The 12,500-nt window shown below is 68.0% G+C and carries 12 protein-coding genes and 1 pseudogene; 6 read left to right on the forward strand and 7 right to left on the reverse strand.

Annotated features, from left to right (window positions below; all coding sequences use genetic code 11):
• Positions 1–41 precede the first annotated feature (41 nt).
• The 3 genes and pseudogenes from N0B71_RS01305 to N0B71_RS28200 all read left to right on the forward strand — a co-directional run bounded on the left by N0B71_RS01305 (position 42) and on the right by N0B71_RS28200 (position 1,938).
• A complete protein-coding gene (locus tag N0B71_RS01305; RefSeq protein ID WP_259756744.1) occupies positions 42–518 on the forward strand; it encodes an ester cyclase in 477 nt (158 codons plus the stop codon).
• A gap of 262 nt (positions 519–780) precedes the next feature.
• A pseudogene (locus tag N0B71_RS01310) lies at positions 781–1,074 on the forward strand (methyl-accepting chemotaxis protein); the annotation flags it as partial.
• Between the two features lie 33 nt (positions 1,075–1,107).
• Positions 1,108–1,938, forward strand: a complete 831-nt coding sequence (locus N0B71_RS28200; protein ID WP_442964700.1) for a cache domain-containing protein — start codon at positions 1,108–1,110, stop codon at positions 1,936–1,938.
• Between the two features lie 111 nt (positions 1,939–2,049).
• On the opposite strand, the gene N0B71_RS01315 is transcribed toward N0B71_RS28200, so the two are convergent.
• Positions 2,050–2,379, reverse strand: a complete 330-nt coding sequence (locus N0B71_RS01315) for a hypothetical protein (RefSeq protein WP_259756745.1) — start codon at positions 2,377–2,379, stop codon at positions 2,050–2,052.
• Between the two features lie 399 nt (positions 2,380–2,778).
• Between N0B71_RS01315 and N0B71_RS01320 the strand changes: the two genes are divergently transcribed.
• The 3 genes from N0B71_RS01320 to N0B71_RS01330 are packed head-to-tail and all read left to right on the forward strand — an operon-like array spanning position 2,779 to position 5,552.
• The gene (locus N0B71_RS01320) at positions 2,779–4,263 is read left to right on the forward strand and encodes a hypothetical protein (RefSeq protein ID WP_259756746.1); all 1,485 of its coding nucleotides are present in this window, start codon (positions 2,779–2,781) and stop codon (positions 4,261–4,263) included.
• Between the two features lie 38 nt (positions 4,264–4,301).
• Complete coding sequence (locus N0B71_RS01325) at positions 4,302–4,703, forward strand: TssQ family T6SS-associated lipoprotein (protein ID WP_259756747.1); 402 nt, start codon at positions 4,302–4,304, stop codon at positions 4,701–4,703.
• Between the two features lie 24 nt (positions 4,704–4,727).
• A complete protein-coding gene (locus tag N0B71_RS01330) occupies positions 4,728–5,552 on the forward strand; it encodes a hypothetical protein (protein ID WP_259756748.1) in 825 nt (274 codons plus the stop codon).
• Positions 5,553–5,610: 58 nt separating this feature from the next.
• Here N0B71_RS01330 and N0B71_RS01335 read toward each other — a convergent pair whose 3' ends face one another.
• The 6 genes from N0B71_RS01335 to N0B71_RS01360 form a co-directional block, all read right to left on the reverse strand.
• A complete protein-coding gene (locus tag N0B71_RS01335) occupies positions 5,611–6,717 on the reverse strand; it encodes an NADH:flavin oxidoreductase/NADH oxidase (protein WP_259756749.1) in 1,107 nt (368 codons plus the stop codon).
• 473 nt (positions 6,718–7,190) lie between these two features.
• On the reverse strand, positions 7,191–7,499 hold the full coding sequence (locus tag N0B71_RS01340) for a ferric uptake regulator family protein (protein ID WP_259756750.1): 309 nt from the start codon (positions 7,497–7,499) through the stop codon (positions 7,191–7,193).
• 20 nt (positions 7,500–7,519) lie between these two features.
• Positions 7,520–8,140, reverse strand: a complete 621-nt coding sequence (locus N0B71_RS01345) for a hypothetical protein (protein ID WP_259756751.1) — start codon at positions 8,138–8,140, stop codon at positions 7,520–7,522.
• A 753-nt stretch (positions 8,141–8,893) separates the two neighbouring features.
• Complete coding sequence (gene recJ / locus N0B71_RS01350) at positions 8,894–10,609, reverse strand: single-stranded-DNA-specific exonuclease RecJ (RefSeq protein ID WP_259756752.1); 1,716 nt, start codon at positions 10,607–10,609, stop codon at positions 8,894–8,896.
• 67 nt (positions 10,610–10,676) lie between these two features.
• Positions 10,677–11,216 carry a YaeQ family protein gene (locus tag N0B71_RS01355; RefSeq protein WP_259756753.1) on the reverse strand — a complete coding sequence of 180 codons (540 nt, stop codon included), beginning with the start codon at positions 11,214–11,216 and terminating at the stop codon, positions 10,677–10,679.
• A gap of 61 nt (positions 11,217–11,277) precedes the next feature.
• On the reverse strand, positions 11,278–12,456 hold the full coding sequence (locus N0B71_RS01360; protein WP_259756754.1) for a GGDEF domain-containing protein: 1,179 nt from the start codon (positions 12,454–12,456) through the stop codon (positions 11,278–11,280).
• Positions 12,457–12,500: the final 44 nt, after the last annotated feature.

Raw genomic sequence — 12,500 nt, forward strand, 5'->3', positions numbered from 1 at the left:
CCGGCCGACAACCCGCGGGCACGCCCGCAACGGAGGCAAGCATGCGTCACCTCGCCAGAGCGTTTTACCTGCTGTCGCTGTTCACCCTCGCCGGCCTGGCCCAGGCGGCAGAGTCGCCCAAACAGATCGTCGATGCCTACATGGCCGCGTGGAACGCCCACGACGCCGAGAAGGCCGCCGGCTACCTGGCCAAGGATGCGGAGTACTTCGACGTCACCGTCGGCACCCCGCAGAAGGGCCGCGACGCCGCGCGCGACAATGTGATCAAGGTGTTCGTGGGGGCCGTTCCGGATCTTACGTGGAAGATGAACGGCAAGCCCATCGTCGACAAGGATGGCATCGCCTTCCAGTGGACCTTCAGCGGCACCAACACCGGCGCCTGGGATGCCCAGACCCCGGCGACCAATAAGCCGCTGTCGTTCGACGGTGTGAGCTACGTGAAGGTCAAGGACGGCAAGATCGTCTACCAGGGCGACTACTACGACGCCCTGGGCCTGCACAAGCAGCTCGGCTGGTAAGCGGATTGCGACCGTCCGCGCGTTGGTCGGTCGTGCAGCTTTCGTAGGAGCGGACTCCGTCCGCGATGGGCCGGCCTCGGCTGCCGACCATCGCGGATGAATTCGCTCCCACGCTGCCCTTGTAGGAGCGCCCCATGGGCGCGATCGCGGGCATGGCCCGCTCCTACAGGGAGCACCATCGGCCACGCCTGCGGGCGCGGCCGACATAACCAGAAAGAAGACCTCGCCCCCCTGCCCTCATCCGTCACAGCAGTCCCACGCCATGTCAATCACACTCGAACCACGGCCCGCCACGGCCGAAGACAGCTCCAGCACCCGCTCCACCATCGACCAGGTCAAGCAGTTGATCGCCGACCTCAACGTGCGCTGGACCGAGATCAGCAAGGTCTCCGACGTCATCAAGCAGATCGCCCGAAACACCAACCTGGTCGCCCTCAATGCCGCCATCGAAGCGGCCCGCGCCGGCGAAAGCGGCCGCGGCTTCGCGGTGGTCGCCGACGAGGTGCGCCGCCTCGCCACCCAGTCGGCCAACGCCACCGCCGACATCGGCAACGTCGTCGCCTCGATCAAGAGCGAAAGCGCCCGCGCCCTGGCCGACGTCGAACAGGCCGAACACTCCAGCCTGCTCGATACCGCCCGCGTGGTGCTGGCCAGCGAGGCGCAGCGCCTGGAAGCGCGTTTCGCCGTGATGGCCACCGCGCTCTATGGCCTGAAGCACTTCATCCTCGGCATGAAGGCGCGCAACCTCGGCCCGCAGCGCGAACAGATCGACGCCGTCATGCGCGAATACCTGACCCGCAACCCCGAGCTGCTGGCCTTCGCCTGCGGCTGCGAACCCAACGCCTTCGACGGCCGCGACAGCGAGTTCGTCGATGCCCCGGGCCACGACGCCAGCGGTCGCTTCATGGCCTACTGGCACCGCGGCAGCGGTGTGGCCCAGCGCGAGTGCCTGGTCGGCTACGACCGCGCCGACGGCAGCGGCGACTGGTACCAGGTCCCGCGGGACAAGGGCCGCGACGTGTTCATGGAGCCCTACGAGTACAGCGTCGGCGGCAGCACGGTGCTGATGACGTCCTTCATGTCGCCGATGCTCGCGAACGGCCGCTTCCTCGGCATCCTCGGCGCCGACTACACCCTCCAGCAGTTGCAGGAAAGCCTCGGCCAACTGACGCCCATGGGCAACGGCCGGTATGCGCTGCTCTCCAACGCCGGCGTCTATGTCACCCACGCGGACATCCAGCGCCTGGGCGACAAGGCCGGCGAACTGCCCCAGGAAGCGCGCAGCGCCATCGCCCAGGGCCGCAGTTGGGAACAGGTGAAGGGCCGCCGCGTGCACCTGCTGCAGCCCATCCGCGTGGGCGACAGCGATGCACCCTGGGCACTGATGATGAGTTTCGAACTGGCACAGGCCGGCGAGTGAACGCCGTGTTGTGACGCTGCGCGGCGCTCGCGAGCAAGCTCGCTCCTACAAAGGCAGGCTCCGGAGGCGGGGTGCTGTAGGAGCGAGCTTGCTCGCGAACCCGGCCTCGACCTACCCGCGCTGGGGCAACTCGGTGATATGAATCTCGGTCACCAGCGACGGCTTCACCAGCGGCGTGCGCGACAGCAGCGGACAGAAGCGCGCCAGGGCGCCAATCAGCTCCCATTGGGTATCCAGGGATTTCGCCAGCACGTCCACGTCCGCCAGCACCCGCTGGCCCACGCGCTGCAAATGCGGGTCGGGGCTGTGCCCGAGCTCCACCGACAACTGGGTGATCAGCGCGCTGAGGTTGGACATGTTGCGGGTGGCGAGAGCGAGGATGTTCGCCAGCAGGGCGATTTCCGATTGGGGGATGACAGCAGGCGTTGCGGAGGCGTCCATGCGTGCTCCAGTGAGGCTGTGTGGGGGGCTGCGCACTCCTTGCGCCAGCACGCTGAGCGTAGCATCACAACGCCACTCTGCGACAGATATCACATTTCATTTCTTTTCCTGACCTCCTGGTCATCTTCCGCCAGCGCCACGCGGCGGCTCGCCCGGATCGCAGCCTATGAGCGGCGGGCCTCCGACCTCACGGCACGGGACGGCAAAGCGCGACTTGATGCTCAATTCCCCGCAGTGACAGGGCAAACCCCCGTGCAGGTTTGAACGAAAAAAATCGACTACCTATGATCCGCGGCCACCCCATCGAAACGCCGAATTCTTTCTTGTCGTCATGAAGAGCGTTTTTTCAAGGACGAGAACAGGGAATGACTGCTTCAACTTCCTGAAGACACAACGCGCATGGAACCGACTGCCAACACTCCCCGACCTGACGACGCTCGGACCTCCCTGAATCGTTCGACTCCGGCAGCGGCCCTCCCCGACGACGCCCAGCCCTCGGCAGCCCACGACGAGGACGGTTTCAACACGCTCTACACCGCCCACGGCCTGCGCCCGCAGGGCCCCCGGGGCAACGAGCCCTTCGGCCCCAGCTCCTTTCCGCGCCACACCGATGCCGGCGCGGACGTTCACGTCCGGCGCTATCGCCTGCTCGGCGACGACGAGACCGATGACACCGCCGCCGCGCCGATGCACGAACCATCGCCCTGGGAAATGGGCGGCACCGCCTACAACGTCGAGCCGCCCGTGGCAGAGCCGGAACCACAGCCCGCCGCGGAACCAGAGCCTGACCACCCGGTGATTCCCTATGCCGGCGTCATTCCTTCGGACGAGACCGCCGTCGTGCGGGCGACCGTTCCGGCGCCGAAGTTCCCCCATGGATCGGTGGTCCGCCGGGGTGGCGCCGCATCGAAACTGAACCGCCCGCTGATCGGCGGCGTACTGCTCGGCACGTTGCTCACCGCGCTCCTGCTCGCCCTCTGGAAACCCTGGACCAGCGATAGCGCAAGCCTGCCTGCCGCCACGGTTGCCGCCCACCCCGACGCGGCGGCCACACCGTCATCCGCCACCGTCACTGCCGAGACGCCGCGTGACACCGGGAACGTCGCTCCCCAGTCCACGGCGCCCGACCTCGCCAGCGCCTCGCCGCCAATCGTCATGCCGCCCGCACCGCTGCCCAAACGCGTGCTGCCGGCTCATCCCGCGCCATCGGGAGCTGTCGACGTGACGTCCGCCGCAGCGCCCGCTGCCACGTCGGCCCCAACGCCACCGAGCGCGGAAATCGCCGCACATTCGACGGCTGCGCTTGCCACGGCTCCGCAGCCATCTGTCCCGCAAACCGCACCGTTGCCCAAACGCTTGCTCCCCACTCACGCCCTACCGGCGCCCAGCGCTGAGGCGGCCGTCGCACACACCTCTGCCACCGCGCCAGCACCGATCGACGCCGTACCGCCCCAGGCGCTGGCGGCCCCCACGCCTGCGCCGGCTGCGACAGTGCCCGGCGCCGAAGCGGTACCACCGAATGCGAGCGCCGACGCTCCGCTCGCCACCCTGCCGCCGGCCACCCCGCCTGTCATCGCCAAGGCCGTCCCCACACCGCCGCACCGCGCCGCCGCCAAGGCCGCCACGGCCGGCAACAAGCCGCAAGCCCAGGCCAGCCGCAGTGCGCCAGCCGCCGCGACGGGAACCCTGACCATCACCCTCAAGCCCTGGGGCGAAGTCTGGGTCGATGGCGTGAAGCGCGGCATCAGCCCGCCGCTGCTCAAGCTGCAGCTGACCCAGGGCATCCACCTGGTGGAACTGCGCAACCCGGGGCTGCCCAGCTACAGCCAGTCCCTGGCGATCTCCGCCGGGCAGTCGGTGACCCTGCAACACAGGTTCCAGTAATGCCCTGGCGCGCCCCTTTCCAGCTTTCGGACCGCATGATGAACCTTCCACGCCACCTGCCGTTGCCGCTTCTGATCGCTCTCCTGGCCTTGAGCGGTTGCCAGACGACCGTTGAAACGCCCGCGGCTGAACCGGTGATCGCCGCACCGACCAGCTCGGGCGACCTCGCCCTGGCGGAAGGCCTGCGCCTGTACGAAGACGGTGACTACGACCAGGCCGAACAACGTTTCCTCGCGCCGGCGATCTGGCACAGCGAGCCCCGCGTGCAACTCACCGCGCTCAAGTACCTGGCGTTCACCTACTGCGTCAGCGAGCGCCCGATCCAGTGCCGCTTCGCCTTCGAGCGCGCCCTGCAGATCGACCCGACGTTCCACCTGACCACGGCCGAATCGACGCACCCAATGTGGGGGCCGGCGTTTGTCCAGGCCGCCCGCCGCTGAATCCTCCCCGACCGCGAGGCAACCATGAAGTCTCACTCCCGGCTCCGCCGCTACCTGTTCGCGCTGCCCCTGCTTGGCGTCATGCCCCTGTGCCATGCCGCAGCGGATGCCAGCCTGGTGGCGGCTATCGACAACCTCTGGGATGCCAAGGCGATTTCGATCAACGTGCGCGGTGGCGCGTTCGACGGCAAGCCAGCCGGCAACGCCACGCTCTATCGCAGCGCCATCGCGAAAGCGCCGGGTTATCTGCTGGTGGGTGCCGAAGGGGCGTCGATCACGATGGGGCAGAAGCGCTTCGACGCCGACGCGACACCCTGGGGCAACTTTCCGCGCCTGGACATGCCACACGCCCGCCTGCTCGAGGTGAGCCTGCCGAAGAAGCACTACTGGGTGATTGCCGGGCCCGGCAGCGGTCTGTTCAGCGTAGGGGACTGGCAGCGCTATGGCTTCCTCCACGTGCTCGACGTCAGCGCGCCTGCGGCGCCCGTGCATTACCCGCTATACGCCGATGGCGAACTGGGCGAGCACGTGATTGGCCGCCTGCCGGATTCGCCGGTGCTCAACTATGCGCGCCTGGTGCCATCGAGCCGCAACGCCGAGGGCCTGATCGACGGCTATGAGGTGACCCTCTATGCCCTCAAACGTCGCGGCCCGCAGCGGGTGATCAAGGATGGCGCACCACTGGCGTACTCGCTGAAGCTCGCCAATACCGTGTGGACGCTCAGCGACAGCCACGGCACGCCGCTGAGCGATCAGCGCGACGCGAAGAAACGGCCCTTCACCGCGTTGCCCCCCGCAGCGCTGTTCAAGGGCATCGTCAGCGTCAAGGAAGACCACCCGGTCGAGTGATCCCCACTGAACCGAACCGAAGGGTCACGCGGCCTGGCACGCGTGACCCTTTTTCGTTTCACGCCTGGCCGAAGGCCTTGCGCTTGGGCGTACCGCGTTGCGCGGCGCGCAGGTACTGCGCCGGCCAGGGCACCGGTTGGCCGCCCAGCTCATCGGCGGCGTGCAACGGCCAGTACGGGTCGCGCAGCAGTTCGCGGGCCAGCAGGATCAGGTCCGCCTGCCCGGTGCGCAGGATGTGCTCGGCCTGCACCGGCTCGGTGATCATCCCCACGGTGCCGCTGGCAACGCCCGCCTCCTTGCGCACCCGCTCGGCGAACTGCGTCTGGTAGCCCGGCCCGACGGGAATCTCGGCGTTCACCGCGGTACCGCCGGAGGATACGTCGATCAGGTCCACGCCCAGGTCTTTCAGGCGGCGCGCCAGTTCCACGGTCTCGTCGGGGTTCCAGCCGTCCTCCACCCAGTCGGTGGCCGACAGGCGCACGAACAGCGGCAACTCCTGCGGCCACACCGCCCGGACGGCCTGGGTCACCTCCAGGAGGAAGCGGATGCGGTTCTCGAAGCAGGTGCCGTACTGGTCGCGGCGCTGGTTGGAAAGCGGCGAGAGGAACTGGTGCAACAGGTAGCCGTGGGCCGCGTGGACCTCGGCAATCTTGAAGCCGGCGGCCAACGCGCGCTCGGCGCCTCGTACGAACTGCTGCTTGATGGTCGCCATCTGCTCTTCGCTCAGGGCGATGGGCACGGTGTGTTGCGGGTCGAAGGCGATGGCCGAAGGCGCCACCGGCGTCCAGCCGCCCTCGCTGATCGGCACCGAGCCGTGCTTGCCCAGCCAGGGCGCCCAGGTGCTGGCCTTGCGTCCGGCGTGGGCCAGCTGGACACCGGCCACCGCGCCCTGGGATTCGATGAAGCGGGTGATCCGCCGCAGCGGCTCGACCTGCTCGTCATTCCAGATGCCCAGGTCCTCGGCGCTGATCCGCCCTTCCGGCGCAACCGCCGTCGCCTCGACGATCACCAGGCCGGCACCGCCGACGGCGCGGCTACCCAGGTGCACCAGGTGCCAGTCGTTGGCCAGGCCGTCCTGGGCAGAGTACTGGCACATGGGGGATACGGCGATGCGGTTGGACAGGGTCAGTTGGCGCAGGGTCAGGGGCTCGAACAACTGGCTCATGGTGGCACTCCCTTGGTTCTTCAGAACGTGTCATTTCAACTGTAGACCGGGATCGCCTAAGGATAGGTTCCGATGATCGATGGCAGCCGCCGCTGACTGACGGAGCGGCCTGAAGGCGGCCACGGGCATGGCCTGTTCCTACAGGGAGAATCGGCGCTGCTTTTGTAGGAGCGGAGCTTCTCCGCGAAATCCCGGCGCAGCCGGGACAGTCGGTCGAGCCCCAAACCGGCCTGCCGGCCGGATCGCGGATGAATCCGCTCCTACATCAATTCTTGCTTCGGAGCGGGACGGCAGCGCGCCTTGCGCGCGGTCACGGGCATGGCCCGTTCCTACAGGGAGAATCGGCGCAGCTGCTCCTGTAGGAGCGGAGCTTCTCCGCGAAATCCCGGCGCAGCCGGGACAGTCGGCCGAGCGCCAAGCCGGCCTGCCGGCCGGATCGCGGATGAATCCGCTCCTACGGGGATTTTGGCCCCTTAGTGCAGCTCGCTCGACTCGCCCATCACCGCTGCCGCGCCCGCTGCCAGGCTGTAGCGCTTGCTGCGGTCGCGCTCGAGCAGGCCGGACAGGTGCAGCCGGCGCAGCGTCTGGCTGACGCAACTGAGGGAGATGGGCAGCCCCGGTTCCTCCAGGTAGGCGTGCAGCTCGACCGCGGTGGCCTTGCCGCAGATGACCAGCGCATCGAGGATGGTCAGCCGCGGCAGGCTGCTGCGCAGGCCGGCATGTTCCAGCAGTTGGCGGGCCGGGCGCGGCAGACGCGGCTGCACCGGCGCAGTGGCTTTCATCGCAACGCGTGGTGAAGCCCTCATTTGCGCACCTCGAAAGACAGCGTTGAAACGTGGATCACGCTGTCGTAGCGCTTGCCCTCGACACTGGCGCCGCCATTGACCTGCGCGGAAACCTCCAGCACGTAGCGCGCCGGGAACGGCGTGACCAGGGTGACCGTGCCGTCCGCCGCCGGTTTCAGGCTGCGGGTCCATTGCTCGGAGGTGTACACGTTGACCTGCGAGGCCGGCACCACGGTGCCTTTCCAGTACAGGGCGAAGGTGTTGCCGCCGGGCGTGGTAGGCACCAGTTCCAGATCATTCTGCGCCCGGGTTTCGCTCCGCCCTTCGCGCGCCTGATAGAGGGTCAGGGTACTGCCCTGCACGCGCTGGGCGGCGACGCGCAGGTCGCCCGGCGGTGCATCCTCGATAGCGAAGGAGTCGACGCCGGCCTTCATCGGCGCGGTCTTGCCGTCGCCCAACACAACGCGAGGATTCTGCAGCTGAGCCACCGGCAGATGCTCGCCGGGTTGCAGGTCGCTGAAATAGCTTTTCGCGCCCTGGCCGGCACTGCGCTCCAGCCACAGGTAATCCGCGCCGGCCACGGGCGAAACACTCAGCGCCAGGGCCAGCAGCACTGGCTGGCGAAGGGAAAGGTTCATGCGGGGTTCTCCTGTCTGGGCGCCGCTCGCCTCCGTTGCGAAACGGGCGCCTTCACATAACAAGACGGATGAGCCGTGGAAAACACGCAGCGAAAGTGTGTAAAGAAATCGAAAAGGCCACCCAGCGCGCCCCGAGCCATTGCTCTGCCACGGGAAACGGCCGGTATCCGATTTCATCCGTCCTGGCACCGCGGACACCGGTGCAACGGGTGTCCGCGCTCCGCCGGCTTGGTCTAGCGGGACGCTTTTTCTTTTGTCCCCGTTGCGCGGCTCAAATTCCCATGGCCACGCAATCCCGCACCAACGCCTGCTTCGTGGCCACCGCTGGCTGGCGCTGCCCAGCGGTAGGAGCAACTGTCGTTCTCTGAAAGTTCGTGCCGGGGCCTGCCCTCTTCCCCGCCCTCTCCCTGAAGGGAGAGGGAGCTGTCCGTGCCGGCTGACGCCATGGATTCCTCCTGCACCGATCCGCCCCCTCTCCCTTCGGAGCGGGGCGCGTAGCCAGGGCGGCGGAGAGGCAGGCCCCGGCAGGAGCAGGCCTTGCGCGCGCTCACGGGCATGGCGCCCTCATGGCGCGTGCACCGGCGTAGGAGCGGACTCTGTCCGCGATGGTGTCCAGCGCGATGCGGGCTATCACAAACGGAGTCCACCGCCTGCACAGTAGCCCCATGTAGGAGCGAGCTTGCTCGCGAACCCACCCAGACAACGGAACAAACCGGCGAGCTCGTTCGCGAGCAAGCTCGCTCCTACAATGGCTCAGCGCGGCGCGATATGCGCCACCATCAACTGCACGCTTTCGTTACCGCGGAACTCGTTGACATCCAGCTTGTAGGCCACCTCCGCCCAGCGCACGGTGGGGTTCGGCCAGATGTCGCGGTCGATGTTGAAGGCGATGGCGTCGAGCTGCAGCGAACCGCATTCGGTCTTGAGCACCAGTTTCAGGTGACGCTCGCCGACCACCCGCTGCTGGACGATCTGGAAGATGCCGTGGAACAGCGGCTCGGGGAAATGCTGCCCCCAGGGACCGGCCTGGCGCAGGGCGCGGGCCAGTTCCAGGTGGAATTCCTCGGCGCCCAGCTGGCCGTCGGACAGCAGGCGGCCGGTGAGGTCGTCTTCGTCCAGCTGGCGGCGCACTTCGGCATCGAACGCGGCGGCGAAGGCGCCGAAGTGCTCCTGCGGCAGCGACAGGCCCGCGGCCATGGCATGGCCGCCGAACTTGCTGATCAATCCCGGGTGGCGCGCGGCCACGGCGTCCAGCGCATCGCGAATATGGAAGCCCGCCACCGAGCGCGCCGAGCCCTTGAGCGTGCCGTCGCCGGCGTCGGCGAAGGCGATGGTCGGGCGGTGGTAACGCTCCTTCAGGCGCGAGGCGAGGATACCGATAACGCCCTGGTGCCATTCGGGGTCGAACAGGCACAGGCCGAAAGGCATCTCCTCCACCGGCAGCTCCTTGAGCTGCGCCAGTGCCTCACGTTGCATGCCCTGCTCGATGGCCTTGCGGTCCTGGTTGAGCTGGTCGAGCTGCACCGCCATGTCGCGGGCGAGGCTTTCGTCCTCGCAGAGCAGCAGCTCGATGCCCAGCGACATGTCGTCCAGGCGGCCGGCGGCGTTGAGGCGCGGGCCGAGGATGAACCCCAGGTCGGTGGAGGTGATTCGTCGGCAGTCGCGCCCGGCCACTTCCAGCAGAGCGCGCAGGCCCGGACGGGCGCGGCCGGCGCGGATGCGCGCCAGGCCCTGGTGCACCAGGATGCGGTTGTTGGCGTCCAGCGGCACCACGTCGGCGACACTGCCCAGGGCCACCAGGTCGAGCAGTTCGGCGAGGTTGGGCTCGGCAATGCCGCGCGCGGCGAACCAGCCGCGCTCACGCAGGCGGGCACGCAGGGCGAGCATGACGTAGAAGATCACCCCGACGCCGGCCATGGCCTTGCTCGGGAAGTCGCAGCCGGGCTGGTTCGGGTTGACGATGGCGTCGGCGGCGGGCAGCTCCGGCCCCGGCAGGTGGTGGTCGGTGACCAGCACGCGCAGGCCGGCGGCCTTGGCCGCGGCGACGCCGTCGATGCTGGAGATGCCGTTGTCCACGGTGACCAGCAGGTCCGGGCGCTTCTCCAGCGCCACGGCGACGATTTCCGGGGTCAGGCCGTAGCCATATTCGAAACGGTTGGGCACCAGGTAGTCGACCCAGGCTGCACCGAGCATGCGCAGCGCCAGCACGCCGACGCTGCTGGCGGTGGCGCCGTCGGCATCGAAGTCGCCGACGTAGAGAATCCGCTGGCCCTTCTCCAGCGCATCGACCAGCAATTCCACCGCCGCGTCCACACCCTTGAGCTGCTGGTACGGAATCAGCCGCGCCAGGCCCTTGTCCAGCTCGGCGGCGCTCTGCACGCCACGGGCGGCGTAGAGGCGGGTCAGCAGCGGCGGCAGGTCGCCCAGGTCGGGGAGGGTTTGCGGGAGGGGGCGGGATTCGATGCGCATGGGTGTTCCAGTCGATTCATTCAGGCGCCGATCCCGGCGCCCTGGTTACAGCAGGTATCGCGGGCTGTTAACGCTCGCCCATCAGCCATTCCACTTGCAGCTCATGCTGGCCGCGCTCGTCGGTGACGAAAATGGTCCCTTCGCTGATCATCACGGTCCAGTTGATCGAGCGCGGCAGGTCGCGGGAGATTTCCTCCAGCGGCTCCTGGGGCAAGGCGACGACGTTGAGATTCTTCAGATGGCGCACGCTGTCGAGCACCTTGGTGGTCCACACGCGCAGGTTGCCGTAGGCGACCAGAGTCAGCTTCTCGCAGCGACGCGAGCACCAGGTCAGGCGCTCGGCGTCGGGCTGGCCGACTTCGATCCAGTGCAGCACCCGGTCGTCCAGGCTCTTTTCCCAGAGCGAGGGCTCCTCCACGTCCGACAGGCCACGGCCGAAGGCCAGTTGCTCGTTGTACCAGATGACGTAGGCGAGCAGGCGCACCGCCAGGCGTTCCTCGGTTTCCGAAGGATGGCGGGCAACGGTGAAGCGCAGGGTCTCGTAGACCCCGCGGTCGAGGTCGGTCAGGCTGATATCGGCTTTGTAGGGCGTGGCGGACAGGGCCATGGGCATTCCCGGCGAATTTTCGAAGGCGGCAAGTCTACCGCGAAAGCACCTGCGCCGTGGCTCAACTACGTGGACGCCGGTCGGCTCCAGGCTCCGGCGCGGCCAGTTCGATGCGGTTGCGGCCCTTGGCCTTGGCGGCATAGAGCGCCTGGTCGGCCAGCGATAGCAGACGCAGCAGGTCATGCCCGGCCTCGCGCGTGGTGGCGATGCCAATGCTGACGCTGAGCTGGCCCTCGGCCATGAACGGCAGCTCGGCGAACTCGCGGCGCACCCGTTCGGCCACCTGGCAGGCACCCTCGGTGTCGGCGGCGACCAGCAGGCAGGCGAACTCTTCGCCGCCGATGCGGGCGAACTGGTCGTGCTTGCGCATCCGCGAGGCGGTGATGCGGCTGAACTCCACCAGCACGCGGTCGCCGGCGGGATGGCCGAAGGAGTCGTTGAGGCGCTTGAAGTTGTCCAGGTCGCAGAGCAGCAGCGAGGCCTGCTCGCCACGCTCGGCGCACAGGCGCAGCAGGCGCTCGCCGGTTTCCATGAAGGCGCGGCGGTTGCCCACGCCGGTCAGCGGGTCGCTCAGGGCAGCGCTGCGGAACTGCAGCTCGGCGCGCTCCTTGACCATCGCCAGGGTGGCGAAGGCGATGCCGATGGCGAACAGCATCGTCTCGAAGACCAGGAAGGTGAAGAAGGTCGAGCCCTCGCCATTGTTCGCCACGCTGGAGAACGGCATGCCGCGGTCCACCACCAGCCGCACGCCGTAGACCAGCGTGTGGAAGGCCAGCAGTATCAGGGTCGGGCGCAGCTCCACTTCCAGCTGGCGGCGGCTGCGCCAGAGTTCGGAGAGCGACGCCAGGCAATAGAGGATGGTGATAGCGGTGCTGACCAGCACCCGCGCGGCGAGGGACTCGTAGAACGCCGGGACCAGGCAGAGCACCGCCCACAGGGCGGCGCCAGCCGCGATCAGCGGCCAGTTCGCCGCGCGGCCGGCGAAGACCCGCATGGAGGTCCAGGTCATCGCCGCACACAGGTGCAGGATGACGTTGCCGACCAGGATGGCCACCCAGTCGACGCCGATGCCGCGCAAGGTCCCCAGGAACGTACCGAGGGCGCCCAGCAGCAGCGCAGCGCTCATGCAGCCTAGGGTCGGTTCGCGTCGGCCGCTGTGCCAGGCAAAGGCCATCAGCACACCGACCAGGGTCAGGACGTAAAGGTCGACGACCACCAGCGTCGGCAGGTTCAACGTCATGCAGCCCCCTCGCCACCCACCTGCGCGCATTCGTCGGGGAATGC

The organism is Pseudomonas sp. GCEP-101, assembly GCF_025133575.1.
In the GTDB taxonomy this organism is placed as follows: Bacteria; Pseudomonadota; Gammaproteobacteria; order Pseudomonadales; family Pseudomonadaceae; genus Pseudomonas; species Pseudomonas nitroreducens_B.

Bases quoted from the DNA above. Each gene is read 5' to 3' on its own strand.
- N0B71_RS01305 (WP_259756744.1), top strand. From the start codon at position 42: ATGCGTCACCTCGCCAGAGCGTTTTACCTGCTGTCGCTGTTCACCCTC.
- N0B71_RS01340 (WP_259756750.1), bottom strand. From the start codon at position 7,499: ATGAAAGCCACTGCGCCGGTGCAGCCGCGTCTGCCGCGCCCGGCCCGC.
- N0B71_RS01360 (WP_259756754.1), bottom strand. From the start codon at position 12,456: ATGACGTTGAACCTGCCGACGCTGGTGGTCGTCGACCTTTACGTCCTG.
- N0B71_RS01315 (WP_259756745.1), bottom strand. From the start codon at position 2,379: ATGGACGCCTCCGCAACGCCTGCTGTCATCCCCCAATCGGAAATCGCC.
- N0B71_RS01320 (WP_259756746.1), top strand. From the start codon at position 2,779: ATGGAACCGACTGCCAACACTCCCCGACCTGACGACGCTCGGACCTCC.
- N0B71_RS01355 (WP_259756753.1), bottom strand. From the start codon at position 11,216: ATGGCCCTGTCCGCCACGCCCTACAAAGCCGATATCAGCCTGACCGAC.
- N0B71_RS01330 (WP_259756748.1), top strand. From the start codon at position 4,728: ATGAAGTCTCACTCCCGGCTCCGCCGCTACCTGTTCGCGCTGCCCCTG.
- recJ (WP_259756752.1), bottom strand. From the start codon at position 10,609: ATGCGCATCGAATCCCGCCCCCTCCCGCAAACCCTCCCCGACCTGGGC.
- N0B71_RS01335 (WP_259756749.1), bottom strand. From the start codon at position 6,717: ATGAGCCAGTTGTTCGAGCCCCTGACCCTGCGCCAACTGACCCTGTCC.
- N0B71_RS01325 (WP_259756747.1), top strand. From the start codon at position 4,302: ATGAACCTTCCACGCCACCTGCCGTTGCCGCTTCTGATCGCTCTCCTG.
- N0B71_RS01345 (WP_259756751.1), bottom strand. From the start codon at position 8,140: ATGAACCTTTCCCTTCGCCAGCCAGTGCTGCTGGCCCTGGCGCTGAGT.